Below are 26162 nucleotides of genomic sequence, written 5' to 3'. Positions count from 1 at the left end.
ACTCTGGTCCGCCCCTTCGGCCGCCGTCCGGCGACGCCGGTCGGAGGCCGGGGACCGAGGGCCGCGGCCGCCCGACGGGTCCGGTCGCGGCCGTCGGCCGGTTTGTCGTATCCCACCGCGCGGATCAGTGTCCGCGCGCCGGTTGCCCTGGAGATGGCGGGCTGATCGCGAGAACGATGGCCCGGCCGACAGCCCGTTCTAGATCAAGCCTGCGCGCACTGGATACAGGCAGGGCCGCCGAAAACGCGCGTCGTCAACGGGATAGCGCGCGACGCGTCGCGCCTCGAACCGGTCAATCCTCGAATGGGTTGTGCATGAGGATCGTGTCGTCGCGTTCGGGCGAGGTCGACAGCAGCGCCACCGGCGCCCCGATCAGCTCCTCGATCCGGCGGACATACTTGATCGCCTGCGCTGGCAGATCCGCCCAGGACCGCGCACCGGCGGTCGTCTCCGACCAGCCCGGGATCACCTCGTAGACCGGCTCGACCCGCGCCTGGGCGGCCTGGCTCGCCGGCAGATGGTCGATCGGCTGGCCGTCCAGCAGGTAGCCCGTGCACACGCGGATCTCCTCGAAGCCGTCGAGGATGTCGAGCTTGGTCAGCGCGATGCCGTGGATGCCGGAGGTCCGGACCGTCTGGCGCACCAGCACGGCGTCGAACCAGCCGCAGCGGCGCTTGCGGCCGGTATTGACGCCGAACTCGCGCCCGCGGCTGCCGATGGTCTCGCCGATCTCGTCGAACAGCTCGGTGGGGAACGGCCCCTCGCCGACCCGGGTGGTGTACGCCTTGGCGATGCCCAGCACGTAGCCGATCGCACCCGGGCCGAGGCCCGAGCCCGTCGCCGCCTGCGCGGCCACGATGTTGGAGGAGGTGACGAACGGGTAGGTGCCGTGGTCCACGTCGAGCAGCGCGCCCTGGGCGCCCTCGAACAGGATGCGCTTTCCGGCCCGACGCTCCTCGTCGAGCAGCGACCAGACGGTGTCGGCGAAGGGCAGGATCTTCGGTGCGATCGCCTTGAGTTCCGACAGCAGCGCCTCGGCATTGACCTCGTCGATCCCGAGGCCGCGCCGCAGGGCGTTGTGATGGGTCAGAACCCGCTCGATCTTGGCCGGCAGCGCGTCGGGGTCGGCGAGGTCGACAACCCGAATCGCCCGGCGGCCGACCTTGTCCTCATAGGCCGGACCGATGCCGCGCTTGGTCGTGCCGATCTTGAGGCCGGCATTGGCGGTCTCGCGGAAATGATCCAGCTCGCGGTGGAGCGGCAGGATCAGCGTGGCGTTGTCGGCGATCCGCAGGGAGGATGGCGAGACGTCTACGCCCTGCGCCTTGATGCGCTCGATCTCGTCGATCAGGTGCCAGGGATCGACCACGACGCCGTTGCCGATGACTGAAAGTTTGCCGCCGCGGACCACGCCCGACGGCAGCAGCGCCAGCTTGTAGGTCACGCCGTCGATGACGAGCGTATGCCCGGCATTATGGCCGCCCTGAAAGCGGACGACGATGTCGGCCTGCTCGGAGAGCCAGTCGACGATCTTGCCCTTGCCCTCGTCGCCCCATTGGGCGCCCACAACGACGACGTTGGCCATGTCTGCCTGCTTACCCGCGACGGAAACCGGGACGGCGCCACCCACGGGTGCAGGCGGCGTACGTCGTGAGCCGTTTCCGCGATCCGGGCAGCGAAATCAAGCAAGGGGCCGCATGAGGGGGCCGCGTCGCGGGCCGTCCGCCAGGGTCGGGGGCGCTACTTGGCCTCGGTTCCGGGTGCGCGACCGGGCAATTCATGCGGCTTGATCACCGGCATGGTGCCGGACTGATCGGGCTTGACCACGGTTCCGGTCGTGGACGATTCCGGCGGCTTGATCACGCCGTCATTCTGCTGGAGCTTGTCGCTGAGCGACTGGTCATTCGGCGGCGCGTCGGCGTTCGGACGTACCCGCTCGGCCGGCGCCGGGCTTGTCGTTTGGGCGCAGGCGGGCGCCGCCGCGAGGGTCGCCGCGAAAGCGGCGAACAGGATTGTCTTCGGCACGAGGGCCTCCCCGGTTCGGGACACGAATTCGGGGAGGAACAGTCGGTGACGGGATCCGTTCCTGCCGCCGGCCGGGGACAATGTCCCATCCTGTGGATGGGATTCGCCGGCGCCGAAGACGACCTCAACCCTGGCGGGCGGCCTCGATATAGAGTTCGCGCAAGCGCCGGGTCAGTGCACCCGGCCGGCCCTCACCGATCGCGCGCCTGTCGATTTCGATGACCGGCATCACGAAGGCCGAGGCGCTCGTGTAGAAGGCCTCCTGGGCCGCGTAGACCTCGTCCACCGGGATCAGCCGCTCCTCGATCCGCAGGTCGGCCTCCTGCGCGAGGCGCAGCACCGAGGCCCGGGTGATCCCCGGCAGGAGCGCCGTGGAGAGCGGCCGCGTCACGAGCACGCGGTCGCGGCTGATGATGAACGCGGTCGAGGACGAGCCCTCGGTGACCGCGCCGTCCTCCACCATCCAGGCCTCGGCGACGCCGGCCTCGGCCGCCTGCTGCTTGGCCAGCACCTGCGCCAGCAGGGCCACCGACTTGATGTCCCGGCGCTTCCAGCGCAGGTCCTCGACGGTGATCACCCGGGCGCCGCTCTCGGCGAGCGGGTTGGCGAGCACGGTCTTGGCCTGCGTGAACATCGCCACGGTGGGCTCGGTGCCGGCCTTCGGGAAAGCGAAGTCGCGCTCGGCGACGCCCCGGGTGACCTGCATGTAGACGAGGCCCTCGGTGACGCCGTTCCGGGCCACGAGCTCGGTCTGCAGGCGCTCCCAGCCCGCCGCATCGTGCGGGTTGCGGATGCCGATCTCGCCGAGGGAGCGGTCGAGGCGGGCGAGGTGCGCGGCGTTGTCGACGAGCTTGCCGTCGATGATCGCGGAGACCTCGTAGATGCCGTCCGCGAACAGGAAGCCGCGATCCATGATCGGCACGCGCGCCTCCTCGTAGGGGAGGAACTGGCCGTTGAGGTAGACGATGCGGGGAGCGGTCACGGAGAGCTGTCCTGTGTTCGTCGCGGGCCCGAGATCCCGGGCCCGCGAACGCGGGTCGAAGCAGGAATCGTGCGGGATCTCAGCGGTCGCCGAAGACCCGGCCGAAGATCGTGTCCACGTGCTTGAAGTGGTAGCCGAGATCGAAGCAAGCCTCGATCTGCTCGGCCGGGAGTGCCGCGGCGACCTCCGGGTCGGCCTTGAGCAGGGCCAGGAAATCGCCCTCGCCGCGCCAGACCGGCATCGCGTTGCGCTGGACCAGCCGGTAGGAATCCTCGCGGGACACGCCGGCCTGGGTGAGCGCCAGCAGCACGCGCTGCGAGTGGATCAGGCCGCCGAGCCGGTCGAGATTCTTCTGCATGTTGGCCGGGTAGACCAGCAGCTTCTCCATCACCCCGGTCATGCGCGCGAGGGCGAAGTCGAGGGTGACGGTGGCGTCGGGGCCGATCATGCGCTCCACCGAGGAGTGGGAGATGTCGCGCTCGTGCCAGAGGGCGACGTTCTCCAAAGCCGGGGTGACGTAGCCGCGGACCATCCGGGCGAGGCCGGTGATGTTCTCGGTCAGCACCGGGTTGCGCTTGTGCGGCATGGCCGAGGAACCCTTCTGGCCCTCGGAGAAGAACTCCTCCGCCTCCAGCACCTCGGTGCGCTGGAGGTGCCGGATCTCGATCGCCAGCCGCTCCAGGGACGAGGCGACCACGCCGAGGGTGGCGAAGAACATCGCGTGGCGGTCGCGCGGGATCACCTGGGTGGAGACCGGCTCGGCGGTCAGGCCCATCTTCTCGGCGACGTACTGCTCCACCCGCGGGTCGATATTGGCGAAGGTGCCGACCGCGCCGGAAATCGCGCAGGTGGCGACCTCCGCGCGGGCCGCGACGAGGCGGCGGCGGTTGCGCTCGAACTCGGCATAGGCCTGGGCGAGCTTCAGACCGAAGGTCACCGGCTCGGCGTGGATGCCGTGCGACCGGCCGATGGTCGGGGTCAGCTTGTGCTCGAAGGCCCGCGCCTTCAGGGCGGCGAGCAGCGAGTCGACGTCGGCGATCAGGATGTCGGCGGCGCGCACGAGCTGCACGTTGAGGCAGGTGTCGAGCACGTCCGAGGAGGTCATCCCCTGGTGGACGAACCGCGCCTCGGGCCCGACGATCTCGGCGAGATGGGTGAGGAAGGCGATGACGTCGTGCTTCGTCACCGCCTCGATCGCGTCGATGCGGGCGACGTCGAAGACCGCGTCCTTGCCCTTGGCCCAGATCGTCGCGGCGGCTTCCTTCGGGACGACGCCGATCTCGGCGAGCGCCGTGGTGGCGTGGGCCTCGATCTCGAACCAGATCCGGAAGCGGGTCTCGGGCGACCAGATCGCCGTCATCGCGGGGCGGCTGTAGCGGGGGATCATGGGGGCCTCGGTACGGTCCGGATTGCGTGCGAGGCCGGTAGCATGCGCCGGGCCGGCCGCTCAATGCGCATCGGGCATGCCGAGACGGCAACAGGTGTGGACCACCGGCGGCGGATTCAGTCGATCCGCACCCAGCCCTGGCCCATCAGGCGTTCCTGCGGGCGGAAGCGCGACTTGTAGTCCATCTTGCGCGAGCCCTCGACCCAGTAGCCGAGATAGAGATACGGCAGGCCGAGCCGGCGGGCCCGACGGATATGGTCGAGGATCATGAAGGTACCCGGGGAGAGCGCGGCCTCCGCGGGATCGTAGAACGAATAGACCATCGACAGCCCGTCGGAGAGCACATCCGTCAGGCAGAAGGCGAGCGGCGGTCCCGAGCCGCGGCCGGTGACCGACGTATCCGGCCCGTGCCGGCGATACGACACGAGGTGCGTGTCGACATGGCTGTCCTCGACCATCATGGCGTAGTCGAGCACGGTCATGTCGACCATGCCGCCGTCGCCGTGCCGGGCGTCGAGGTAGCGGCGGAACAGGGCGTATTGCTCCGAGGCCGGGCGGTTCGGCTCGGGCGTGCCGACCCAGTCGGCGCTGCGCGCCAGGATGCGCCTCTGGCTCGCGCTCGGCTCGAACTCATCGACCACGACCCGCACCGAGATGCAGGCGCGGCACGTCTCGCAGGCCGGGCGATACGCGATCGTCTGCGAGCGGCGGAAGCCGCCCTGGGTCAGGATCTCGTTGAGGTCGCGGGCGCGCCGTCCGACCAGGTGGGTGAAGACCTTCCGCTCCTCCTGCCCCGGCAGATACGGGCACGGCGACGGAGCGGTGAGGTAGAATTGCGGTGTGTCGCGCGGATGGCTGGTCACGCTTCTCACAAGCCCTGCGCCGGGTTCGTCCTCACGGCGCCGGCATGACAGTGTACAGGCGACCGGCCACGGCTCAATGGCCCGGCCGGTCGCACCGTCACATTTTCATCGTCGAACCGTCCGCTCAGCGCGCGTGAACGACGGCGAGGCCGAGAAGCAGGTCGTGCCCGAGACGCCGGTCGGAGCGCATCAGCCCGAAGGCGACGTCGACGCACCAGAGCAGGAAGGTCGAGATGGCGACGTAGAACAGCAGCGCGTGAACCGCGGCCGTGATGACGTCGACCCGCGCGCCGCTCTCAGGCGCGATGGTCCGCAGACCCATCAACCGCTGGCCGATCGTGCTCTGCTTCGAGCCGCCGACCGTGATCGCGCTGTAGATGATGCCGCTCGCCGGCAGGACTGCGAACAGCGTCCAGCCGAGGCCAAACGTGACCACGCCGATCACGGTGATCAGCAGGGTCAACACGACCGTGAAGCCGAAGATGAACAGGATGTCGAGGAGATAGGCGACCGTCCGGCCGCCGAGGCTCGCCCGCACGAACGGGATCGGCAACGCGGTGGCGTAGCCGGGCGCGTCGAGGCGCTGCGCGTAGCCGGGTTGGGGGTTCTGCATGGTGTCGCGTCCTGCAAGCGAGGCTGCGGACGTCAAGGTGGGTGTGCGCCGCAAAGGCCGCAAGGGGATGCGGGAACGCGGGATCCCTTCCGCGCCGCGCGGGCTCCCGTCAGCGCCCGGCCGGGTCGTCGGCCGCCGCGTCCGGCGTGTCGAGATAGAAGCGCTTCAGCATGTAGAGCGCGGGGCCCGACAGGGTCGTCGCCTCGGTGGCGAGCGCCGTCAGGGTCGTCCCAGCATCGAACCGGCAGGTCAGCCAGTGCGGCCGGTTCCCGTCGGAATAATCGACGCGCACCGAGTTCGCCGCCGGGCCCGGCGCCGCCCGCAGCAACCGGATTCCCGGCTGCGGCGCCACCGCCGGCAGCGCCCGGCGGCAGGTGGCGACGCGATCCCGGCGCAGGGTATCCTGGCAGGCGGCGAGGCCGCCGAGGAAGCCGGCCACGACCGCGGATCCGAGGAGCCAGCGGTGCGTCCGTTTCACGGATGGTTGCGCAGGCGCTCCGCAACCCGCGGGGCGTGATAGGTGAGGACGCCGTCGGCCCCGGCCCGCTTGAAGGCGAGGAGCGCCTCGACCATCGCGCGGTCGCCGTCGAGCCAGCCATTGCGGGCGGCCGCCTCGATCATCGCGTACTCGCCGGACACCTGATAGGCGAAGGTCGGGACCTGGAATTCGTCCCGCACCCGGCGGATGATGTCGAGATAGGGCAGGCCCGGCTTCACCATCACCGAATCCGCGCCCTCATCGAGGTCGAGGCGGACCTCGCGCAGGGCCTCGGACGAGTTGCCCGGATCCATCTGGTAGGTCCGCTTGTCCCCCACCAGCGCGGCCTTGGTGCCGATCGCGTCGCGGAACGGCCCGTAGAAGGCGCTGGCATACTTGGCCGCGTAGGCCATGATCTGCACGTCGAGGAATCCGGCCTTGTCGAGGCCGGCGCGGATCGCACCGACGCGCCCGTCCATCATGTCGGAGGGTGCGATGATGTCGGTCCCGGCCTCGGCCTGGATCAGGCTCTGCTCGACAAGGACCGCGACGGTCTCGTCGTTGAGGATCGCGCCGTCCTTCATCAGGCCGTCATGGCCGTGGCTCGTGTAGGGGTCGAGCGCCACATCCGTCATGATCCCGATCTCGGGCACCGCCCGCTTCACGGCGCGCACCGCGCGGCAGACGAGATTGTTGGCGTTCAGCGCCTCCGATCCGGTCGGGTCGCGCAGCGCGACTTCCGTGTAGGGGAAGAACGAGATCGCCGGGATGCCGAGCCGTGCCCCGCGCTCGGCGTCGCGCACGATCTCGTCCACCGAGAGACGCTCGACGCCCGGCATGGAGGCGATCGGCTCGCGCCGGCCCTCGCCCTCGATCACGAACATCGGCCAGATCAGGTCGTCGACCGTCAGGGTGTGCTCGCGGACCAGCCGACGCGACCAATCCGATTTCCGGTTGCGGCGCGGGCGCTGGGTGATCTTGAGGCCCTCTACCCGGGCGCCCTCGCGGGCAGCCTCCACGGCGAGAGGGCGCGGCTCTGGCAGAGTGTCTGACATGCGGCTTCGCTACCGTTCGCGCGGACCACGCCGCGGATCGCGCGGCGCCCCTGCGCCGGAGGCGTTCGACTACCACACCGGGCCGGCGCGGCGAAACCCGACCGTTGACGCAGGACGGCGGAACCGCTTCAACCCGGCGCGTTCCCTTTCCAACGGATCAGGACCCCGGCCCCTCGCCCATGCACCGGCCCATCATCTCCGCGAGTCTCCGATAGTGCCCGGCTACCTTCCGATCCGGCGCAAGACGCCGAGGCCGGGCGGGGTGCCCAGCGACCGGATCGAGCGCGTCCAGGGACCGGCGCCCGGCGCGTGGGACACGGTTCTGATCTGGTTCATGCGGCTTACGGCCCTGATCTGGCTCCTCAAGAGCGTCTTCGCCTGGGCGACCATCCTCGACATCATGCCGGGGGTCCGGCCCTTCGAGGCGGAACCCTTCGGCCGGCAATCCGCGATCGTCTACTTCGCGGTGATCGATGCCGCGGCGGCGATCGGATTGTGGCTGACGAGCGCCTGGGGCGGCGTGATCTGGTTGCTCGCGGTCACATCCGCGATGACGCTGGCGGTCCTGACACCGCAACTCTTGCCGTTGCCGGTCCCGCTGCTCGTATTCGGGGGCTGCGTCGTGACGTTGTACTTCCTGCTGTCCTGGCTCGCCGCGCAGGAAGCACGGTGAACGAACCGTTCTTATCTTCATTCAGTTTGTCTTTACCGCGAAGAGTAAATCGCGAATTCATCCTGTCGCTTAAATGGCCTTTCATTTCCGAGCCCTAGCTTAGCCATCATCAACGGCGCCGCATCGAACGGTTGCCGGATCAACGGATGGCGAGGCAGAGATGAAGACCCAGAACGCCCGAGTCGCGCAGGTCGAAGCCCCCGAGGAGGCCGCCTCTCCCAAGGGATCCTACCTGGAAGCGCTCCACCTCGTGGAGCGGCTGCATCGCCGGCTGCTCGACGTGATCAAGGACGAGTTCGAGCGCCGCGGCCGTGAGGACGTCAACAGCGTCCAGGCGCTGCTCCTGTACAACATCGGCGACAAGGAGCTGACCGCGAGCGAACTGCGGACCAAGGGCTATTATCTCGGGTCCAACGTCTCGTACAACGTGAAGAAGCTGGTCGAGGCGGGCTATCTCCACCACGCCCGCTCCAAGACGGACCGCCGCTCCGTCCGGATCAGCCTGACCGACAAGGGTCGTCAGGTCCACGAGATCATCCAGACGCTCTACGACAAGCATGCCCGGACGATCACGCCGATCGGCGGAATCTCCGAGGACGACTTCAATCGCCTGAACCAGGCGCTGACCCGCCTCGAGCGCTTCTGGACCGACCAGATCCGCTACCGCCTCTGAGGCCGACCGTCAGAGGTTGAGAAGACCGACGATCCCGGAGATCACCGCGTAGGCGAAGCCGGCATTGATGGCGACGCCGAACATCCCGATCACCAAGCCGCCCAGGACGACGAGACCGTCGCGCTCGACGAGGCCGAGCCCGACCAGGCAGACAGCGAGACCGAGCGGGATCTGTCCCACGATGGGCGCGGCGACGATGAGCGCCAGCGCCAGGGCCAGCAGGACGATCCCCATGCCGCGCATGCCGAGCGCGGTCTCGAACACGCTGACGCGGGGGCGCGACCAGCGCTCCAGGCGGCGCAGGATCGGCACCGCGCGGGTGACGGCCCTCCTGACGTCGGTCAGGGCGATCGAGCGGCCGAGGAGCATCCGCGGCAGCCAAGGCGCCGACATCCCGGCGGCGATCTGAATCGCCACGAGGAGCAGGAGCAGGCCGCAGATCAGCGGGATCGGCGGCGGCATCGGCAGGCAATTCGGCAGCCCCAACAGGACCACGAGCAGCGCGAAGGCACGATCCCGCAGGACCGCGACGATGTCGCCCACGGTGAGGCGCTCGCCCTCCTGGCTCGCCAGCACGGTGAGGACGTCCGACGTTCGTGCACCGGAGGTCAAGGATCTGCCAACCTTCGCTTTCCCGCGGCGGCTCTAGCCGAGAACATCTGGCACGCCAAGCACGGCAGATTCGCGACACTGCGCGAAACTCCGGCCGGCCGGCCATGCCCCAAGATTACGATCGAACTTGCGAAGTAACTTTCAAGTTGAATTACGCGACACGCCGACAAAATTCCGGTCCTCTCGGCTGACACCGGGGCACCATCCACACAAATCTGGGCGCCTGACCAGACAAAGCGCCGCACCGAACGGCATTTTATCTTAACCATCACCTCCAGACTGGAGGGATTGACCGTGCACGGCTCCCATTTCACCAGAGGGATCGGCGGTCTTCTGTTCGCGATCCCGGCCTTGCTTGCAGGACGTGCCTGTCCTGCCCCCGACGCGCGCGCCAGCGAGTTCGACATGCTCCTGTTCGGCAGCCTCGACGCGGGCGGGGACACCTTCCTGACCATCGGGGCGAAGGCGGGCCTCACGTCCCTCGCGCAGGATGGCTTCACCGCGCTCGCGAGCGTCGGAGGCGGATACCGCTCGGAGCACGGCGCCGAGGGCCCGCGTGAGCGGTACACCGTCGCCGCGGCCGCGGTCGCCGGGTATCAGTGGTTCTTCGACTGGGGCGTGGCCGCCGCCTATGCGGGCCCCGAGGCCGCGACGGAGATGCTGGTTGCGGGGCGCGATGTCCACGCCCTGCCGACACGCTTCGGCCTGCGGCTCCACGGCGAGGTCTGGGCGCGTCCGACGGATGCGACGCTCCTTCAGGCGACCGCGGTCGCGGGGTCGGCTCGCGACAGCCTCTGGGCGCGCATCGCCTGGGGCTATCGCCTGTACGAGACCTATATCGGCCCCGAGGCCGCGCTCTACACGGACACGACCGGCTACGCGAAGTGGAGCCTCGGCCTGCACGCGACCGACTTCGCCGTCGGCCGCTACAGCTTCCGCGCGTCCGCGGGCGTCCAGTCCGAGGCGGGACGCGCCCGGGCCCGTCCCTACCTGACGCTCTCGGTCTGGTCCCCCCTGTGAGCGGAGCCCGGCCGGGCGTCGAGGGAATCGAGGAACGCGGCCGCGTCGCGGCGGATCTCGGCCCGGCGGGTGTCGCTGAAGCCGCGCAAGGTCCGGTACGGCATCGCCAGGCGCTGGTTGCCAGCCAATCGCTGCTCGTTCTCGATCAGGAAGTTCCAGTACAGATAGTTGAACGGGCATGCGCCCGGCCCGGCTTTGACCTTCACGTCGTAGATGCAGGACGCACAATAATCCGACATTCGGTCGATATAGGCGCCCGAGGCCGCGTAGGGTTTCGAGCCCATCACGCCGCCATCGGCCCACAGCACCATGCCGTGGACGTTGGGCAGCTCGACCCATTCGTAGGCGTCGGCGAAGACGATCAGGTACCATTCCTCGACCTGAGCCGGGTCGAGGCTGGCGATGAGGGCGAAGTTGCCGGTCACCATCAGGCGCTGGATGTGATGGGCATAGGCGTTGGCGCGCGTGTCCGAGACCACCTGCGCGATGCAGTTGAGCGCCGTCTCCCCCGACCAGTAGAACCACGGCAGGTCGCGGCCCGCGCCGAGGGCGTTGGTTTCCCGGTAGGCGGGCATGCGAGCCCAGTAGAGGCCGCGCACGTATTCCCGCCAGCCGAGGATCTGCCGGATGAAGCCCTCGACGCAGTGGAGCGGCGCCGAACCGTCGCGATAGGCCCGTTCGGCGGCCCAGCACACCTCCTCGGCGGTGAGCAACCCGGCATTGAGGGCAGGCGACAGGAGCGCGTGGTACAGGAACGGCGCGCCGGTCTTCATGGCATCCTGATAGTCGCCGAAGGTCGGCAGGGCCTCCGTCAGGAAGTGCCGGAGCGCCGCGAGGGCATCGGCCCGGGTCACCGGCCAGGAGAAGCCGGTCAGGTCGCCGAAATGATCGCCGAACTCCGCCTCCACCAGCGCGATGACGTCGCGCGTCACGGAATCCGGCTGGAAGCCGATCCGGTCCGGCGGCCGGTGTCCTTTCGGGAGGCGCTTGCGGTTTTCGGGATCGTAGTTCCAGCGGCCGCCCGCTGGCTCGCCGCCGTCCATCAGGAGCCCGCTGCGGCGGCGCATGCCCCGGTAGAAGGTCTCCATCCGCAGGTGATGCCGGCCCTCGGCCCACCGCGCGAAATCCTCCCGCGGACACAGGAAACGGTTGTCGGCGCGGATCTCGACCGGGATCGGGAGCGTCTCGCGCCAATCCTGCATCATCTCCCAGACACGCCATTCCCCGGGCTCGGTGACGACGATCCGCTCCGGCCTGTGGCGCGCGACGGCGCGCTCCAGTTCGCCGGTGAAGCTGCCGGTATTGCCCGCATCGGTGAGGCGGACGTAGTCGACGGCGATCCCCTCCGCCTCCAGCTCGGCCGCGACATGGCGCATGGCGGCGAACAGGAAGGCGATCTTCTGCTTGTGGTGGCGGACATAGGTCGCCTCGTCCCGGACCTCGACCATCAGCACGACGTCGCGCGCGGGATCGAGATCGACGAGGCTCGACACCCGGCGGGTCAGCTGATCGCCCAGGACGAAGCGCAGCGTGCCGCCCTCTCCGGCGCTGCCGCGGCGTTTCGCGGCCACCGTCTCAGCCCTTGGTGCGTAGGGCGGAGCGGCCGCCATCGACACCGATGACCTGGCCGGTGATCCAGGCCGCTTCGTCGGAGACCAGGAAGGCTGCCAGGGCGCCGACGTCTTCCGGGCGCCCCAATCGCTGGAGGGCATGCATCGCGGCGATCCCCTGCGCGAGCGTCTCGTTGCCGGTGATCGCGGCGGCGAGCGGGGTGCGCGTCAGCGAGGGCGCCACGACGTTGACGCGGATCTGGGGAGCGAGTTCGGCCGCCAGCGACAGCGCCAGGCCCTCGACGGCGCCCTTGGCCATGGCGACGGAGGCATGCGCCGCGAAACCCTGCGCGGCGGCCACCGTCGAGAACAGCACGATCCCGGCGCCCGTTTCGCCGGCCCCCGCCTTGAGGGCGCCCGCGGCGGCCTGCACCGCCGAGAAGGCACCCAGGGCGTTGACGGCGAAGTCGCCTTCGATATCGGCTCGCGTCAGCCGACTCAGCGGCCGCAGGTTGATCGTGCCGACCGCGTAGACCAAGCCTGCGAGTCGCGGACCGGCGGCCTCGGTGGCGCGGGATACGAAATCCGGATCCGCGACATCGCCGGCCGTGACGCTGGTCTCACCCAGCTCCGACGCGGCGTCCGAAAGGCGCTCTGCATTCCGGGCGGCAAGATGCAGCGCGTAGCCACGGGCCCGCAGCGCACGGGCCGTGGCGAGACCGATCCCCCCGGTCCCGCCATAGATGATCACCCGGCGCATGTTGCCCCCCCTTGCTACCCGTCTCGGCCCGATCAAGGTAAGGCGGGGCACACCCCTGGGCAGGCGGTCGACCCGCACCCTCCACGTCCACAAGGTCGCAGGCGGCAAGCATGAAGTTCGCGTTCGCCGGCATCGACTTCCTCGGCGGGGTCTTCGAGGGGCTGCTCGACGCCGGCTGGACGCCGGTGAAGCTGTTCACGCGCCCCTGCGACGGGGTCTACGACCACAACGAGGTCATCGTCGCTCGCGCCCGGTCGCTGCGGCTGCCGATCCAGCTCTCGCGGATCCGCGAGCGGGACATCGAGGCGCTGCAGGCCGAGCACGGCCGGGATTGGGCGCTGGTGGTCGCTGGATATCCCTGGCTCATCAAGGGTTGGAAGGGCCGCGCCGCCTATGGGCTCAACATCCATCCCTCCCCGCTGCCGACAGGCCGGGGCCCCTACCCGCTGTTCCGGGCCGTGCTCGACCGCTACGAGACCTGGGGGGTCACCGCCCATGTGCTCGCCGAGGGCTTCGACACCGGCGATCTCCTCGCGCAGGACATCTTCGCGCTGAGTTCGAACGAGAGCCACGAGACGCTGCTCGCCAAGTGCCAGATGGCGGCGCGCCGCCTCGCCGCCGGTCCCCTCGGCCGCGACCTGCCCAACTGCTGGCGGCGCTCCGAACCGCAGGGGGACGGCTCCTACTGGCCACGCGCCACCGATGCCGACCGGACGCTCGACTTCCGGCAGGACGTCGAGACGGTCCTGCGCCGGATGCGGGCCTTCGGCACGGTCGAGACGATCGCGCGGCTCGGGGATGCCCGGGTCTTCGTGGCGGAGGCGCAAGGATGGCAGGAGCGCCACGCGCACACGCCCGGAGCGGTGGTGCACCGCCACCGCCGCCACGTCGTGGTGGCGGCCCTCGACGGGTACGTCCAGCTGACCCGCTGGTCGCCAGTCCCCCTCGCGGAGGCCGGGCAGATCGGCCGCTGACCGGTACGGTCGGGAACCGAAACCCAGACCCTGATGTTTCCGGCGGCCCGGGAATTCCCACCCGGGCACCACGGGAGTCCGCCATGTCGACCCGCGCCAGCCTCGCCGCAGCCCTCGGGTTTGCCGCACTGTTCACCGGCTCCGCCTTCGCGCAGGCGGTGATCGTGACCCCCGACGAGTTCGGCCCCGACGACGACGTCGTGGTGCGCGACTACATCGTCCGCCGGCCGGTGGGCCCCGGACCGATCGTGGGATCGATCCCGCTGCGGCCCGGCAGCATCGTGCCGCCCGACGTGCGGCTGGCGCCCTTCACGGAGGCCCCGAACCCGCGGCTGCGCCGCTTCGGCTACTTCGTGGCGCCCGGCGACAAGATCGTGGTTGTCGACCCCGAGACCCGCGCTGTGGTGCGAATCCTCGACCGCTGACCTCCCGCGGCGGCGCTCACCAGTCGCTGAGCGTCGCGCGCTTCCAGCGGTCGGGCGCGACGCAGCGGTATTCGTAGGCCTCATCCCAGGCATGGTCCCCAGGGGTGCACGGCGCGCGGCTGCTCGCGGGCGGCCGCGGCAGGCTCTCGCGAAGGGAAGCGGCCTCGATCTGCCCGCTATCGCTCACGCGCATAACCGGTCCGGCCGCTGTGCCGTAGACCAGATCGCGCCCGTCGAACCCGAGGCGGCGAGAGAAGCCGCCCTCGCGGTTGCCGTCGAGCCCGATTGCCTGCCCGGCCGCGAGCAGCAACGGGACGCCAGTGAACCGCGCGGCGGCGGCGTCGATCCCGATACCGTAGGTGCCCTCCCCCTGGAACGAGATCGCCCGGTCGGTGATGGAGCCGGTGAGGTTGCCCATGAGGATCCCGTAGCCGGTATGGGCGCCCGGTACGCCGCCGGTGGAGATCTGCAGACCGACCCGCTGCCGGTTGCGGTCCGTGGTCGGCGACTGCGCCGAGACGTCGATCTCGGCGCCGATGCAGGAGGCAAGGGGATCGGACTCGTCGGTCATGTCGACACAGTTGAAGTTCCCGGCCCAGGAGGGCCCGACCGGTCCCAATCCGTTGGGCTCCTTGAAGATCGTGCCGTTGACGGCGACGTTCTGCGCACCGGTGCTGGCGAGGGCACGATTGTGCAACTCGCCCGTGATCGTCCACTCGTAACCGGCGTTGTGAGGGCCGGTGGATCCCAGCGCCCAGAGCGCCTTGTAGGTGTGAGTGGCCTCGCCCGACCCCTCCGGCACGTGCCGGTCGACCCGCAGAGTCGAGACCGGATCGAAGCCCGGCGGCCGGTTCCAGAGGAAGACGTGGCCGCCATCCAGCCCAGGCACTCCAGTCCCCTGCACGCTGCGGGAGAAGTTCGGCGGCCAAGAGGGATTCCGCGCGTTCTGATCCGGGGAGAGCTGTTCCGGGGACGGGTCGCCAGCCGGCGAACGTCCGTTCGCCTCGGCAATGGCGATGGTCGGCAGGCCGAGTGCGGCACTCGCCAACAGAGCCAAGCCGGGGCGGATGCGCATGATCATCTCCGGATGTCGTCTCGGTGCAGCCTCGGCTCAGGGTCCCACTGGCAGAGGCCGACCGAGGGACCAGATATGTCTCACGATCGCGTCGGCGACCTCAGCCTCAGACGGCTTGGTTCGCGACATCGATCACGCGCCGCGGAGCGGATCCATGAATGCCTTGCGATTCCTGCGCACATGGTTCCTGGTGTCGGTCCCGCTCGGCCTTCTGGTCGGCCGCTTCATCAAGGTCGGCAAGGGGCCGACGAGAGAAAACCGGCGGTAAAGACCTCGGATCGCACCGATAGACGGATCGCAACTTGCTGATCATTCTCCTGTGCGCCGATCATCAATACCATGTTAGCAAATCGGGCGCATTTTTACTGATATCGCGCCAAATCGGCCGAATTGGGCAGGAACCTCGGCCGTGTCCCGCAACGTCAGCACTCCCGCCTTCGTCGAGCGCCGGGCCACCGAACGGAAACCAACCGCCCTACTGGCCTTCGCGCAGCATCGGGACGGCTCGCGCTATCCTTGTCAGGTCAAGAACATCTCCGATCGCGGCGCGATGCTGGAATTTCTCGGTTCGCAGGTGGTGCAGCTTGAGGATGCGTTCGACCTCGTGCTGGCCAGTGCCGAGATGCGATACGCGGTCCAGCTCATCTGGCGCAAGGAGCGGACGGTCGGGGTCCTGTTCTGCCTCGACGCGGAGTGAGGCGGCCGCCCGGCGCACTCAAGCCGCCAGGGTCGCCATCAGCGTGAGCCCGACCGCCGGGAGCGCCAGGGCTAGGACCGCGAGGGCGTCGAGGGGCGCGGGCCGGCTCGCCGCGAGCCAGCGATGCTCGGCGAACTTCTCGGCCGCGAATCCCGCCAGAACGAAGCCGCAGCCGATGGACGTGACAAGCGCGGACATGGGCCGGCCCTTCTTCGGAACGTCGCGCAGAGTGATGCGCCTGACGGGAGTACCCCCGGCGCGGCGGGAAAGTTTCACCACGAGGCCCGCGCGTGGGCGAAAAAGGCGCGCCCCTTCGCCCGAGGCCGTGTAGTCACGGCGGCCGTCAACCCGCTACATCGCTCCGCCGTCGCCGCGATGGGGCACGGTCCCGCTACGCGCGGGGTTGCAATCCCGCGCAGATCCGTCGAGGCGGGAGCCCCGCGTTATTGAGTGCATTGTGGCGGGCGGTGGGAGGCCGGGGAGCTTTGAAGACGAGCGGCAACGGCGTGGCCGTGGGACACAATGGCTGGCTGTACTGGGTCGGACGCGCCAGCGAGGTCGAAGCCTTCTACGGCGATACCGCGACCTCACGGCGGATCCTGAAGCGTTGGACGCGGCTCATCCGGCGACGGGCACGCCGCCTCGACGGTCTCGGGATCCGGCACGTGCACACTATCGTCCCCGACAAGCTCGCGATCTATCCGGACCTGCTCGGCCGCCCCTTCCCGGGGCTCGACGATCCGCCCGGAACCCGCCTCGCCCGACTGGTCGCCGGCGACAGCGGGGCCGCGATGGTTGATTTGCAGACGCCGCTCCAGACGGCACGGGCCGATGAGCCTGTCTATTTGCGGACGGATACGCACTGGACCTACCGGGGCTACCTGACCGCGTACCGCACGCTCTGCGAGGCCTTGGACGCGCCAGTGGCGGCGCACGTCTTCGCGGGTACAAGCGTGAACGAGCGCTTCACATTCGATCTCGGCGAGAAGCTCGTCCCTCCGGTCGACGAGGACTACGTCGCCTACGACTTTCCTCGCCGCGCTGCGCGGATTGACGCGAACGCGCTGGTGGCGGTGCGGGAATCAGGACGGGCCGTGCGCCCGCGCGGATTGTTTGTGGGATCCCGCGTTGTCTTGGAGAACAGGGATGCACCGGATCCGCGGCGCGTGGTGTTGTTCGGCGATTCCTACATCTACAGCCCAGGCGCGCGCCTTACCGCGATGCTGGCAGAAACCTTTGGGGAAGTGCACGCGATCTGGTCGGCGAATATCGACTGGGCCTATGTCGAGGATGTCCGGCCGGACATCGTGATCTTCGAGATCGCCGAACGGTTCCTGCGTCAAGTCCCGACCGACCGGATCCGCATTGATCACTTCGCGGGTGCGCGGGCGCGGCGGGCCCTCCGCCCGACCTTCCGCGAGCAGATTCGGCGCTGGCTGCGCTGAGCCGGACCGACCGACGCGCGCCGTCGGCCCGCGCGGCCGCATCAAACAGCGAGAGCCCCACCGCGGTGGCGGCGGGGCTCTACTTCGTCAGGCCGTGCGGTGGCTCAGTAGCCGCGGCCGTAAAAGGCCGGCCCCCGATCGAAGGCGCCGGCCGCGGCGGCGCCGGCGGCTGCGCCCGCGATGCCGAGGCCGATCGCGGCCCCGGTCGACAGACCACGGTGACGGCGGTACCCGAAATCGCGCCGCGAGCCGTAGCCGCGATCGTAGCCGCGGCCGTAACCGTAGCCGTGGTGGCCGCCGTAGCCGTAGCCCTGCGCCTGGGCGCCGGTGGCACCGAGCGCGCCGAGGGACAGCGTGACGGCGGAGATGAGAGCGAGCTTCCGCATCGGTGACTCCTTCGCAGTTGCGTTGGGAGCCCAACCCGAAGCGCAACCGGGAGTTCCGATTTTCATGTCGGCGTAGCGTCCGCCCACCGGCCCATCACCGGCCTGGAGAGTGGTGACCGCGCCGAGTGTCAGGAGCGCTTTCGAGGATATGGTGAGCGCGCTGGGACTCGAACCCAGGACCTACAGATTAAAAGTCCGTTGCTCTACCAGCTGAGCTACGCGCTCGCGTCCCGGGCCGCGCGGCGGCCCGTCGGGGACGGCGCGTCCGCAATAGGTGAGCGAGCCCGGGGGGTCAACACGAGGGAGGTGGACAACCCTCAGGCCGCGTCGCCGCGGGTCCGCTCGACGATGTGCCGGGCCTCGTCGAAGGCCGCGTCCGCGTCGAGCTCCGTTGTGTCGAGCCGGACGGCGTCGTCGGCCATGCGCAGGGGCGCGGCGCTGCGGGAGGCGTCCCGGGCGTCGCGGGCCTCAATGTCGGCCAGGATCGCCGCGAAGGTCGCCGCCTCGCCGCGGCTGGACAGCTCCCGGTGGCGACGGCGGGCGCGCTCCTCGGAGGACGCGGTGATGAACAGCTTCACCGAGGCCTCGGGACAGACCACCGTACCGATGTCGCGCCCGTCGAGCACCGCCCCCTGCGGGTCGGCGGCGAAGCGGCGCTGCCACGCGAGCAGCCCGGCGCGAACCTCGGGCACCGACGAGACTCGGGAGGCCGCCTCGCCCATTGCCCGGTCCCGCAGGCGCGGATCGTCGAGCCGGCCGGCGTCGAGGGCCTGGGCCGCCCGCGCGGCAGCCGCGGAATCGTCCAGCGACAGGCCGGCATCGAGCAGCGCCAGCGCCACCGCTCGGTAGAGGAGCCCGGTGTCGAGATGCGGCAGGCCGTAATGGTCGGCCAGACGTTTGGCGAGGGTGCCCTTGCCGGACGCGGCCGGTCCGTCGATCGCGATGACGAGCGGCATGGCGGTCACGCCCCGATCCGGCCGCCGAGGGCCTGCATGGTCGGAAGGAAGCTCGGGAAGCTCGTGGCGATCATCGCGCCGTCGTCCACCGTGACCGGGCTCCGCGCCGCGAGGCCCATCACCAGGAACGCCATGGCGATGCGGTGGTCGAGATGGGTCGCGACCGTCCCGCCGCCCGGCGCAGCCGCGCCGTCGCCCTCGACCACGAGGTCGTCGCCCTCGACCGTGTGGCGGACGCGATTGGCGGCGAGCCCGGCGGCGACGGCGGCGAGGCGGTCCGATTCCTTGACCCGCAGCTCGTGGAGGCCGTTCATCCGGGTCCGACCCTCGGCGAAGCTCGCCGCCACCGCCAGAACCGGGTACTCGTCGATCATCGCGGGCGCCCGCTCGGCCGGGACGTCGACACCGGTCAGGCGGCTCGCGCGCACGCGCAGGTCGGCCACGGTCTCGCCGCCCTCCTCCCGCTCGGCCACGCGCTCGATCTGCGCGCCCATTTCCAGGAGCGTCGTGATCAGCCCGATGCGCAGCGGGTTCATCATCACGCCCTCGATCACCACGTCGGAGCCAGGCACGATCAGCGCCGCCACCAGGGGGAACGCCGCCGAGGACGGGTCGGCCGGGACCACGACGTCGGTGCCGCGCAGGGTCGGCTGGCCGGTGAGCGCGATCTTGCGGCCGTGGCCGCCCGGCCCGTGCGGCTCGACGCTGACCGCGGCGCCGAAGAGGCGCAGCATCCGCTCGGTGTGGTCGCGGGTCGCGGCCGCCTCGATCACGGTCGTGACGCCGGGGGCGTTGAGGCCGGCGAGCAGCACCGCGGACTTGATCTGTGCCGATGCCGCCGGGGTCTCGTAGGTGATCGGGATCGCCTCTTTGGGACCCCGCAGGGTCAGCGGCACCCGCCCGCCCTCGGCCTCGGCGAGGACCTGCGTGCCCATGCGGGTCAGCGGGTCGAGGATGCGGCGCATCGGCCGCGACCGCAGGGAGGCGTCGCCGTCGAAGGTCGCGGTGACCGGCTGCCCGCCGACCACGCCCATCATGAGCCGAGAACCGGTGCCGGCATTGCCGAAATCGAGCACGTCGGCCGGATCGCCGAGGCCGCCGATGCCGACGCCCTGGACCCGCCAGCTTCCGGGCGCGAGGCGCTCGACGCCCGCGCCGAGCGCCTTCGCGGCGGCGGCGGTGCGCAGGACGTCGTCGCCCTCCAGCAGGCCCTCGACCCGCGTCTCGCCCTGGCTGAGCAGGCCGAGGATCATCGACCGATGCGAGATCGACTTGTCGCCGGGCGGGCGCAGGCGTCCGCGCAGCGGGGCGCCCGGCGCGGCGGTGAGGGGCTGGGGACTCGAATCGTGCGACACGGGACGTCCGTTCGGGCTCTGAGACGTGGGCCTGGATCCGGCGCGTCGCGCGGCCCTGCCGCGGCGCTGCAATCGGACGGTGAAGTCGCCGCGCGGTTAACACGGGCACCGCCCGCCGTCATCCACCCGTTGCCGACGCCGATGCCCGGCCGACCCCCGGGAGCGGGCCGCCGGCACGACGCCGGGAACGCCCTGCGCGGGCTCGATTGACAGGGGCCGCCACCGCGACTAACGGGGCCCCTCCCCCGAGACAGCATTGACGACGAGGTGTCCGCCCGTGGCCCGACCGGAACTTGGCTTGAAGCGCCAGTGCATGAGCTGTGGCGCGAAGTTCTACGACCTCGCCCGAGATCCCGCCGTCTGCCCGAAATGCGGCGCGACCTATCAGGCGGTGGCCACCTCCAGCCGTGCGGCGCCCCCGGCGCTGTCGCGCAGCCCGGCCACTAACGACGATGAGGACGAGACGGACGAGAAGGGGCCGGAGATGGTCTCTCTCGACGAAGTCGAAGCCGCCGAGGACGACGCGGATCCGACGCCCGAGGACGACACGGTCGAGGACGGAGATTCCTCCGACGACGACACCTTCCTGGAGGAAGAGGATTCCGGCGACGACGACGTCTCCGACCTGATCGACGGCGATATCGAGAACGACGAGGAGGGCTGAGGCGGCCTCCGCCTCCCCGACTGGAACCCCCTGCAAAAAACCCCCGGCGGCAGCGAAAAAAGGGGGTTGAGTCCGCGATGCGAGCCGCCTATAGAACCGGCCTCGCCGGCCGCGATCCGGTTCGGCGAGACCCAGCGGTACCCAAACCGCGGTGGATGGTAAAGTGGGGCCTTAGCTCAGCTGGGAGAGCGCTTCCATGGCATGGAAGAGGTCATCGGTTCGATCCCGTTAGGCTCCACCATCCCACCCTCGCGCGACACGACCCTTTCGGGACGTGAACCGCTGTCAAAATGAATGGGGCCTTAGCTCAGCTGGGAGAGCGCTTCCATGGCATGGAAGAGGTCATCGGTTCGATCCCGTTAGGCTCCACCATTCTTATCGCGCGCGACGCGGCTCATACCGGTCTCCGCAACCGAGACCAGGATCTTCCAGATTTCGACATCGTCCGCCGAAGCGCCTGCCCCCTGACGCGGCGTGCGACCGCGCTCCGTCAGCGGGTCAGGTGTCCGAGCGGCAGCGCGGTCGTGTACTTTACCTGCCCCAGGGCGAAGCTCGAGCGGATGTTGGCCACGCCGGGGATCCGCGTGAGGTGGTCGAGGACCAGCTTCTGGTATTGGCCCAGATCCTCGACCACGACCCGCAGCATGTAGTCGGCCTCGCCGCTCATCAGGTAGCACTCCATCACCTCCGGGCGGCTGCGCACCGCCTCGTCGAAGGCCTGGAGCGCGGCCTGGGTCTGCTTCTCCAGCGACACGTGGACGAACACGTTGACCGCGAGCCCAAGGCTCAGCGGGTCGACCACCGCCACGCAGCCGCGGATCACCCCCGCCTCCTTCAGGTCGTTGACGCGCCGCCAGCACGGCGACGTCGACAGGCCCACCCGCTCGGCGAGATCGGCGATGCTGATCTCGCTGTCCTGCTGCAGGCATTCCAGGATCCGCAGGCTCGCGGCGTCGAGGGGGGCCGGACGGGCGGGCATGAGTTCGGTCTCCGGTCTCCCGCCGCATTGCGCGGCCTCACGGCATAAGGCCGGGGCCAGCGCCCAGAACGGCATATTTTGCCGCCTATCGCCGTTGTCGCGGTATTTCAATCCGCTGGCCGCGGCGTCACAGCAAATATTCGGCATGTCCCCCCGCCGCGATCCCCGTATGATCGAGCCGACCAGGGAGCCCGCGCCGATGAACGCCATTCCGCCGAAAGCCACCATCGCGTGGTCCGCCGAGGTCGATCACGACCCGGCCGAGACGCAGGACTGGCTCGCCGCCCTGGAATCGCTGTTCCGCACCGAGGGCGCGGCCCGGGCGCGCTTCATCCTCGACCGCTTGGAGCGGCGCTCGAAGGAGATCGGCATCCTCGACGAGGCGCTGCCCTACTCGCCCTACCGGAACACGGTCCCCCTGGAGAAGCAGCCGCGCTATCCGGGCGACCTCGACATCGAGGAGCGGCTGACGTCGATCATGCGCTGGAACGCGCTAGCCATGGTGGTGCGCGCCAACATGGCCTACGGCGAGCTCGGCGGCCACGTGGCGAGCTACGCCTCGGCGGCGGAGCTGTTCGAGGTCGGGTTCAACCACTTCTTCAAGGGCGGGGCGGACGGCGACCTCGTCTACTTCCAGCCGCATTCGGCGCCCGGCGTCTACGCGCGCGCCTTCCTGGAGGGACGGCTCAGCGACGAGCAGCTGAAGCATTACCGCCAGGAGATCGCGGGCGACGGCCTCTGCTCCTACCCGCATCCCTGGCTGATGCCCGATTTCTGGCAGGTCCCGACCGGCTCGATGGGGATCGGGCCGATCCACGCCGTCTACCAGGCACGTTTCATGCGCTACCTCGCCGACCGGGGCCTCGCCGACACGTCAGGGCGGCATGTCTGGGGCGTGTTCGGCGACGGCGAGATGGACGAGCCCGAGTCAATCGGCGGCCTCGCCCTGGCGGCCCGCGAGAACCTCGACAACCTCACCTTCGTCATCAACTGCAACCTGCAGCGGCTCGACGGTCCGGTGCGCGGCAACGGCCAGATCATCCAGGAGCTGGAGAGCCTGTTCCGGGGTGCGGGCTGGAACGTCATCAAGGTGCTGTGGGGCTCGGAATGGGACGGGATTTTCGCCCGCGACACCAACCACGCCCTGCTGCGGCGCTTCGCAGACACCGTCGACGGCAAGTACCAGACGCTCGGCGCCAAGGACGGTGCCTATAACCTCGCCCACTTCTTCGGCGAGGATCCGGAGGTGCGCGAGCTGGTGGCCCACATGTCGGACGCCGACGTGGATCGCCTCAAGCGCGGCGGCCACGACTTCCGCAAGCTCTACGCCGCCTTCGCGGCCGCCAAGGCCACCAAGGGCCGCCCGACGGTGATCCTGGCCAAGACCAAGAAGGGCTACGGCATGGGCGGCGCGGGCGAGTCGCGCATGACCGCCCACCAGGCCAAGAAGCTCGACGTCGACGCGCTCCGCGCCTTCCGCGACCGCTTCGCCCTGCCGCTCACCGACGCGCAGGTCGAGGGTCTGGCCTTCTACAAGCCGGCCGAGGACGGCGCCGAGATGCGCTACCTGCGCGAGCGCCGCGAGATCCTCGGCGGCGTGCTGCCGGCCCGCCGCCGCACCGCGCCGACCGTCGCGGTGCCGGCGCTCTCGACCTATGCGGGCTTCGCGCTGGAGGCCGGCGGCAAGGAGATGTCGACCACCACCGCGGTGGTGCGCCTGTTCGGCAACCTCCTGAAGCACAAGGACCTCGGGCCCCGCGTCGTCCCGATCGTCGCCGACGAGGCGCGGACCTTCGGCATGGCCAACCTGTTCCGGCAGGTCGGCATCTACGCGCCGCAGGGCCAGCTCTACGAGCCGGAGGATGCCGGCTCGATGCTCTACTACCGCGAGGCCCGGGACGGGCAGCTCCTGGAGGAAGGCATCACCGAGGCGGGGGCGATCTCGTCCTGGACGGCGGCGGCCACGTCCTACAGCGTCCACGGCCTGTCGATGCTGCCGTTCTACATCTACTACTCGATGTTCGGCTTCCAACGGGTCGGCGACCTGATCTGGGCGGCGGCCGACCAGCGGGCCCGCGGCTTCCTGATCGGCGCCACGGCGGGCCGCACCACCCTCGGCGGCGAGGGCCTGCAGCACCAGGACGGGTCGAGCCACTTGGCGGCGGCCGCGATCCCGAACTGCCGCGCCTACGATCCGGCCTTCGCGTACGAGATGGCGGTGATCGTCGACCGCGGAACCCGCGCGATGATGGAAGAGGGCGAGGATGCCTTCTACTACCTCACCGCCATGAACGAGAACTACGCGCAGCCCTCCATGCCGGAAGGGGTGGAGGCCGGAATCCTGAAGGGCATGTACCGCCTGTCGGGGCCGGAAACCGGGCCGGGGACCGGAACCGCCGCCATCCGCCTCCTCGGCTCAGGCGCGATCCTGCCGGAGGTGATCGCGGCGGCCGACCTGCTCGCGCGGGACTGGGGCGTCTCGGCCGAGGTGTTCAGCGTGACGAGCTTCAGCGAACTGGCCCGCGACGCCCGCGAGGCCGAGCGGCAGGCGATGCTCAACCCGGAAGCCGAGGCACCGGTCAGCCACGTGGCGGCGCTGCTGCCGGGCACGGCGCCGGTCGTCGCGGCGACCGACTACGTCCGGGCTTACCCGCAGCTGATCGCGTCCTACGTCGGCGCGCGCTTCGTCGCGCTCGGCACGGATGGGTTCGGCCGCAGCGACACGCGCAGCGCGCTCCGCCGCTTCTTCGAGGTGGACCGCCAGCACGTGGTCATCGCCGCCCTGCACGCCCTCGCTGAGGCCGGTACGGTGCCGCGCGCCACGGTGTCGGACGCGATCGGCCGCTACGGCATCGCGACGGACGCGCCCGCCCCCTGGACGATCTGAAGGCGGGGACCCCACGCAGCGCGCCTCGCAGGAGCCCTCCCGCCGGCCGCGCGGTCCCCGGAGGGCTCCTGCGAGGCCTCCGCTCCGGCACCGCGGGATGAGGGGGCGGAACGAAGACCCGGCAGACCGTCGCACGGGGTCCATCCGCAACGGCCCGCCATTCCCGCGCCTGCCCGGGCGCAAACAGACCGCCACGACCTTCCAGAAACCGGAATTCCACCCCATGAGCGCCGCGCTGCAGATCGCCCTCCCGGACATCGGCGACTACCGGGACGTGCCGGTCATCGAGCTTCTGGTGAAGCCCGGCGACCGCCTCGCGGTGGACGACCTGATCCTCAGCATCGAATCCGACAAGGCCACCATGGAGGTCCCCTCCCCGGTAGCCGGCATCGTGCGCGAGTTGCTGGTCGCGGTGGGCACGAAGGTGTCGGAAGGGACGCCGATCCTGACGGTCGAGCCTGCGCAGAGCGATGCTTCGGCGGCGGCGGGCGCCCTTCCGCCCCCCTCCGAGCCGGGTGGCGCTCCCGTCGGCGAGAATCGGGAGAGGGGAGCCCGGCGCCCGGAAGAGGCGGGCCCGGCGGGCGGGTCCCCGCCCGGCTCGGCCCCGTCGTTCTCCGCCCCCGACCCGGTTCCCGCACGGCCCTCCCCCGTCGCGGGCGGAGAGAAGACCGGTGCCGCGCCCGGAGCCAAGCCCGATCAATCGATCCCCGCGACCCGGGGCGACGTGCATGCCAGCCCGTCGGTCCGCCTGCTCGCCCGCGAACTCGGCGTGGGCCTCGACGGCGTGCCGGCCACCGGGCCGAAGGGACGGATCCTGCGCGAGGATGTGCACGCCTTCGTCAAGGCGGCGCTCGCCGCACCTGCCCGTCAGCCCGTCGCCGCATCGGAGATCGGTGCCGGCCTGCCGCCCTGGCCGCAGGTGGATTTCGCCAAGTTCGGTCCGGTGCGGCGCGAGCCGCTGTCACGCATCCAGAGCCTCTCGGGGGCCAATCTCAGCCGCAACTGGCTGACGATCCCGCACGTCACCAATTTCGACCGGGCCGACGTCACCGAGATCGAATCGTTCCGCGTGGGCCTGAACAAGGAGCCGCGCACGCCCCCCGCCCGGGTCACCATGGTGGCGTTCCTGATCAAGGCGGCGGCCTCGGCGCTACGCGCCTATCCGCGGTTCAACACCTCCCTGGAAGGTGGCGACCTCGTGCTGAAGGACTACGTCCATGTCGGCTTCGCGGTGGACACGCCCAAGGGCCTGATGGTCCCGGTGGTGCGGGACTGCGACCGCAAGGGACTGATCGAGATCGCCACCGAGATGGCCAAGATGGCCGAGAAGGCCCGGGCCGGAACCCTCGCGGGCTCCGACATGCAGGGCGGCTGCTTCTCGATCTCGTCGCTGGGCGGGATCGGCGGCGACGGCTTCACGCCGATCATTAACGCCCCCGAGGTCGCGATCCTGGGAGCCGCGCGCTCGCGGACGGAGGCGGTGTGGGACGGCAAGGCCTTCCAGCCGCGCCTGATCCTGCCGCTCAGCCTGTCGTGGGACCATCGCGTGGTGGACGGCGTCGCCGCCGCCCGCTTCCTCGGCCATGTGGCCTCGGTCCTCTCGGACCTGCGCCGCGCCCTCCTGTGAC

The 26162-nt window shown here is 70.0% G+C and carries 27 protein-coding genes and 3 tRNA genes; 12 read left to right on the top strand and 18 right to left on the bottom strand.

The features are described from left to right. Positions 1-292: 292 nt before the first annotated feature. The 8 genes from CIW48_RS22370 to hemB form a co-directional block, all read right to left on the bottom strand. Positions 293-1585, bottom strand: a complete 1293-nt coding sequence (locus CIW48_RS22370; protein ID WP_149312717.1) for an adenylosuccinate synthase — start codon at positions 1583-1585, stop codon at positions 293-295. Positions 1586-1740: 155 nt separating this feature from the next. Further along, the gene (locus tag CIW48_RS22365; protein ID WP_091786623.1) at positions 1741-2025 is read right to left on the bottom strand and encodes a hypothetical protein; all 285 of its coding nucleotides are present in this window, start codon (positions 2023-2025) and stop codon (positions 1741-1743) included. Between the two features lie 124 nt (positions 2026-2149). Beyond that, entirely contained in the window at positions 2150-3007 is an 858-nt protein-coding gene (locus tag CIW48_RS22360) for a D-amino-acid transaminase (protein ID WP_149312716.1), read from the bottom strand. Positions 3008-3086: 79 nt separating this feature from the next. Then, positions 3087-4394, bottom strand: coding sequence for an adenylosuccinate lyase (gene purB, locus CIW48_RS22355; RefSeq protein WP_149312715.1), 1308 nt, complete (start codon positions 4392-4394; stop codon positions 3087-3089). A gap of 116 nt (positions 4395-4510) precedes the next feature. Next, positions 4511-5257 (bottom strand): arginyltransferase, encoded by a 747-nt coding sequence (locus CIW48_RS22350; protein WP_149312714.1) that lies wholly within the window; start codon positions 5255-5257, stop codon positions 4511-4513. Positions 5258-5381: 124 nt separating this feature from the next. After that, on the bottom strand, positions 5382-5870 hold the full coding sequence (locus CIW48_RS22345; RefSeq protein ID WP_149312713.1) for an RDD family protein: 489 nt from the start codon (positions 5868-5870) through the stop codon (positions 5382-5384). Positions 5871-5979: 109 nt separating this feature from the next. Beyond that, entirely contained in the window at positions 5980-6309 is a 330-nt protein-coding gene (locus CIW48_RS22340; protein WP_246695370.1) for a hypothetical protein, read from the bottom strand. 35 nt (positions 6310-6344) lie between these two features. Then, complete coding sequence (gene hemB / locus CIW48_RS22335; RefSeq protein WP_149312711.1) at positions 6345-7403, bottom strand: porphobilinogen synthase; 1059 nt, start codon at positions 7401-7403, stop codon at positions 6345-6347. 262 nt (positions 7404-7665) lie between these two features. On the opposite strand from hemB, the gene CIW48_RS22330 reads away from it, so the two are divergent. Next, positions 7666-8076 (top strand): DUF6163 family protein, encoded by a 411-nt coding sequence (locus CIW48_RS22330; protein ID WP_246695373.1) that lies wholly within the window; start codon positions 7666-7668, stop codon positions 8074-8076. A 160-nt stretch (positions 8077-8236) separates the two neighbouring features. Then, positions 8237-8749 carry a winged helix DNA-binding protein gene (locus tag CIW48_RS22325; protein WP_091786552.1) on the top strand — a complete coding sequence of 171 codons (513 nt, stop codon included), beginning with the start codon at positions 8237-8239 and terminating at the stop codon, positions 8747-8749. A 9-nt stretch (positions 8750-8758) separates the two neighbouring features. Here CIW48_RS22325 and CIW48_RS22320 read toward each other — a convergent pair whose 3' ends face one another. Next, on the bottom strand, positions 8759-9361 hold the full coding sequence (locus CIW48_RS22320) for an exopolysaccharide biosynthesis protein (protein WP_280141075.1): 603 nt from the start codon (positions 9359-9361) through the stop codon (positions 8759-8761). A gap of 294 nt (positions 9362-9655) precedes the next feature. Between CIW48_RS22320 and bcsS the strand changes: the two genes are divergently transcribed. Next, positions 9656-10381 carry a cellulose biosynthesis protein BcsS gene (gene bcsS / locus CIW48_RS22315; RefSeq protein WP_246695369.1) on the top strand — a complete coding sequence of 242 codons (726 nt, stop codon included), beginning with the start codon at positions 9656-9658 and terminating at the stop codon, positions 10379-10381. On the opposite strand, the gene CIW48_RS22310 is transcribed toward bcsS, so the two are convergent. Further along, positions 10348-11991: a cryptochrome/photolyase family protein gene (locus CIW48_RS22310; RefSeq protein ID WP_246695368.1), complete on the bottom strand. Its 1644-nt coding sequence runs from the start codon at positions 11989-11991 to the stop codon at positions 10348-10350. The genes bcsS and CIW48_RS22310 overlap by 34 nt on opposite strands. Further along, positions 11957-12691: an SDR family oxidoreductase gene (locus tag CIW48_RS22305; RefSeq protein ID WP_149312708.1), complete on the bottom strand. Its 735-nt coding sequence runs from the start codon at positions 12689-12691 to the stop codon at positions 11957-11959. Before CIW48_RS22305 ends, CIW48_RS22310 begins: the two co-directional genes overlap by 35 nt. 110 nt (positions 12692-12801) lie before the next feature. Between CIW48_RS22305 and CIW48_RS22300 the strand changes: the two genes are divergently transcribed. After that, positions 12802-13665, top strand: a complete 864-nt coding sequence (locus CIW48_RS22300; RefSeq protein ID WP_149312707.1) for a formyltransferase family protein — start codon at positions 12802-12804, stop codon at positions 13663-13665. Between the two features lie 83 nt (positions 13666-13748). Beyond that, on the top strand, positions 13749-14090 hold the full coding sequence (locus CIW48_RS22295; RefSeq protein WP_043350294.1) for a hypothetical protein: 342 nt from the start codon (positions 13749-13751) through the stop codon (positions 14088-14090). Between the two features lie 16 nt (positions 14091-14106). On the opposite strand, the gene CIW48_RS22290 is transcribed toward CIW48_RS22295, so the two are convergent. Further along, positions 14107-15165: a hypothetical protein gene (locus CIW48_RS22290; RefSeq protein WP_149312706.1), complete on the bottom strand. Its 1059-nt coding sequence runs from the start codon at positions 15163-15165 to the stop codon at positions 14107-14109. 409 nt (positions 15166-15574) lie between these two features. On the opposite strand from CIW48_RS22290, the gene CIW48_RS22285 reads away from it, so the two are divergent. Further along, positions 15575-15862 carry a PilZ domain-containing protein gene (locus CIW48_RS22285; RefSeq protein ID WP_149312705.1) on the top strand — a complete coding sequence of 96 codons (288 nt, stop codon included), beginning with the start codon at positions 15575-15577 and terminating at the stop codon, positions 15860-15862. An 18-nt stretch (positions 15863-15880) separates the two neighbouring features. Here the strand turns inward: CIW48_RS22285 and CIW48_RS22280 are convergent, their stop codons facing one another. Further along, positions 15881-16060, bottom strand: coding sequence for a hypothetical protein (locus CIW48_RS22280; RefSeq protein ID WP_091786534.1), 180 nt, complete (start codon positions 16058-16060; stop codon positions 15881-15883). Between the two features lie 287 nt (positions 16061-16347). Between CIW48_RS22280 and CIW48_RS22275 the strand changes: the two genes are divergently transcribed. After that, the gene (locus CIW48_RS22275; RefSeq protein WP_149312704.1) at positions 16348-17307 is read left to right on the top strand and encodes a hypothetical protein; all 960 of its coding nucleotides are present in this window, start codon (positions 16348-16350) and stop codon (positions 17305-17307) included. Between the two features lie 104 nt (positions 17308-17411). Here the strand turns inward: CIW48_RS22275 and CIW48_RS22270 are convergent, their stop codons facing one another. From CIW48_RS22270 to aroA, 4 genes are all read right to left on the bottom strand, one after another. Next, positions 17412-17693, bottom strand: coding sequence for a hypothetical protein (locus tag CIW48_RS22270; RefSeq protein ID WP_149312703.1), 282 nt, complete (start codon positions 17691-17693; stop codon positions 17412-17414). Positions 17694-17842: 149 nt separating this feature from the next. Then, a tRNA-Lys gene (locus tag CIW48_RS22265) sits at positions 17843-17918 on the bottom strand. A gap of 92 nt (positions 17919-18010) precedes the next feature. After that, positions 18011-18649, bottom strand: coding sequence for a (d)CMP kinase (cmk, locus tag CIW48_RS22260; protein WP_149312736.1), 639 nt, complete (start codon positions 18647-18649; stop codon positions 18011-18013). Positions 18650-18654: 5 nt separating this feature from the next. Then, the gene (gene aroA, locus CIW48_RS22255; protein WP_149312702.1) at positions 18655-20004 is read right to left on the bottom strand and encodes a 3-phosphoshikimate 1-carboxyvinyltransferase; all 1350 of its coding nucleotides are present in this window, start codon (positions 20002-20004) and stop codon (positions 18655-18657) included. Between the two features lie 277 nt (positions 20005-20281). Here aroA and CIW48_RS22250 point away from each other — a divergent pair, with 277 nt between their 5' ends. From CIW48_RS22250 to CIW48_RS22240, 3 genes are all read left to right on the top strand, one after another. Next, the gene (locus CIW48_RS22250) at positions 20282-20668 is read left to right on the top strand and encodes a TIGR02300 family protein (RefSeq protein ID WP_149312701.1); all 387 of its coding nucleotides are present in this window, start codon (positions 20282-20284) and stop codon (positions 20666-20668) included. Positions 20669-20833: 165 nt separating this feature from the next. Continuing rightward, a tRNA-Ala gene (locus tag CIW48_RS22245) sits at positions 20834-20909 on the top strand. A 55-nt stretch (positions 20910-20964) separates the two neighbouring features. Further along, positions 20965-21040 (top strand) — tRNA-Ala (locus CIW48_RS22240). 118 nt (positions 21041-21158) lie between these two features. Here the strand turns inward: CIW48_RS22240 and CIW48_RS22235 are convergent. Continuing rightward, positions 21159-21647: an Lrp/AsnC family transcriptional regulator gene (locus tag CIW48_RS22235; RefSeq protein WP_149312700.1), complete on the bottom strand. Its 489-nt coding sequence runs from the start codon at positions 21645-21647 to the stop codon at positions 21159-21161. A 199-nt stretch (positions 21648-21846) separates the two neighbouring features. Between CIW48_RS22235 and mdeB the strand changes: the two genes are divergently transcribed. Both mdeB and CIW48_RS22225 read left to right on the top strand, forming a co-directional pair. Next, positions 21847-24534 carry an alpha-ketoglutarate dehydrogenase gene (gene mdeB, locus CIW48_RS22230; protein WP_149312699.1) on the top strand — a complete coding sequence of 896 codons (2688 nt, stop codon included), beginning with the start codon at positions 21847-21849 and terminating at the stop codon, positions 24532-24534. 223 nt (positions 24535-24757) lie between these two features. Continuing rightward, complete coding sequence (locus CIW48_RS22225; protein ID WP_149312698.1) at positions 24758-26161, top strand: 2-oxo acid dehydrogenase subunit E2; 1404 nt, start codon at positions 24758-24760, stop codon at positions 26159-26161. Position 26162: the final 1 nt, after the last annotated feature.

The organism is Methylobacterium sp. P1-11 (assembly GCF_008329595.1).
Lineage (GTDB): Bacteria > Pseudomonadota > Alphaproteobacteria > Rhizobiales > Beijerinckiaceae > Methylobacterium.
This window is presented reverse-complemented; position numbering and strand designations above follow the sequence as displayed.

What these genes read in the sequence shown, in the direction of transcription:
- CIW48_RS22370 (WP_149312717.1), bottom strand. Translation starts at nt 1,585, where the DNA reads ATGGCCAACGTCGTCGTTGTGGGCGCCCAATGGGGCGACGAGGGCAAG.
- purB (WP_149312715.1), bottom strand. Translation starts at nt 4,394, where the DNA reads ATGATCCCCCGCTACAGCCGCCCCGCGATGACGGCGATCTGGTCGCCC.
- CIW48_RS22345 (WP_149312713.1), bottom strand. Translation starts at nt 5,870, where the DNA reads ATGCAGAACCCCCAACCCGGCTACGCGCAGCGCCTCGACGCGCCCGGC.
- hemB (WP_149312711.1), bottom strand. Translation starts at nt 7,403, where the DNA reads ATGTCAGACACTCTGCCAGAGCCGCGCCCTCTCGCCGTGGAGGCTGCC.
- CIW48_RS22325 (WP_091786552.1), top strand. Translation starts at nt 8,237, where the DNA reads ATGAAGACCCAGAACGCCCGAGTCGCGCAGGTCGAAGCCCCCGAGGAG.
- CIW48_RS22310 (WP_246695368.1), bottom strand. Translation starts at nt 11,991, where the DNA reads ATGGCGGCCGCTCCGCCCTACGCACCAAGGGCTGAGACGGTGGCCGCG.
- CIW48_RS22305 (WP_149312708.1), bottom strand. Translation starts at nt 12,691, where the DNA reads ATGCGCCGGGTGATCATCTATGGCGGGACCGGGGGGATCGGTCTCGCC.
- CIW48_RS22300 (WP_149312707.1), top strand. Translation starts at nt 12,802, where the DNA reads ATGAAGTTCGCGTTCGCCGGCATCGACTTCCTCGGCGGGGTCTTCGAG.
- CIW48_RS22295 (WP_043350294.1), top strand. Translation starts at nt 13,749, where the DNA reads ATGTCGACCCGCGCCAGCCTCGCCGCAGCCCTCGGGTTTGCCGCACTG.
- CIW48_RS22290 (WP_149312706.1), bottom strand. Translation starts at nt 15,165, where the DNA reads ATGCGCATCCGCCCCGGCTTGGCTCTGTTGGCGAGTGCCGCACTCGGC.
- CIW48_RS22280 (WP_091786534.1), bottom strand. Translation starts at nt 16,060, where the DNA reads ATGTCCGCGCTTGTCACGTCCATCGGCTGCGGCTTCGTTCTGGCGGGA.
- CIW48_RS22270 (WP_149312703.1), bottom strand. Translation starts at nt 17,693, where the DNA reads ATGCGGAAGCTCGCTCTCATCTCCGCCGTCACGCTGTCCCTCGGCGCG.
- cmk (WP_149312736.1), bottom strand. Translation starts at nt 18,649, where the DNA reads ATGCCGCTCGTCATCGCGATCGACGGACCGGCCGCGTCCGGCAAGGGC.
- CIW48_RS22235 (WP_149312700.1), bottom strand. Translation starts at nt 21,647, where the DNA reads ATGCCCGCCCGTCCGGCCCCCCTCGACGCCGCGAGCCTGCGGATCCTG.
- mdeB (WP_149312699.1), top strand. Translation starts at nt 21,847, where the DNA reads ATGAACGCCATTCCGCCGAAAGCCACCATCGCGTGGTCCGCCGAGGTC.
- CIW48_RS22225 (WP_149312698.1), top strand. Translation starts at nt 24,758, where the DNA reads ATGAGCGCCGCGCTGCAGATCGCCCTCCCGGACATCGGCGACTACCGG.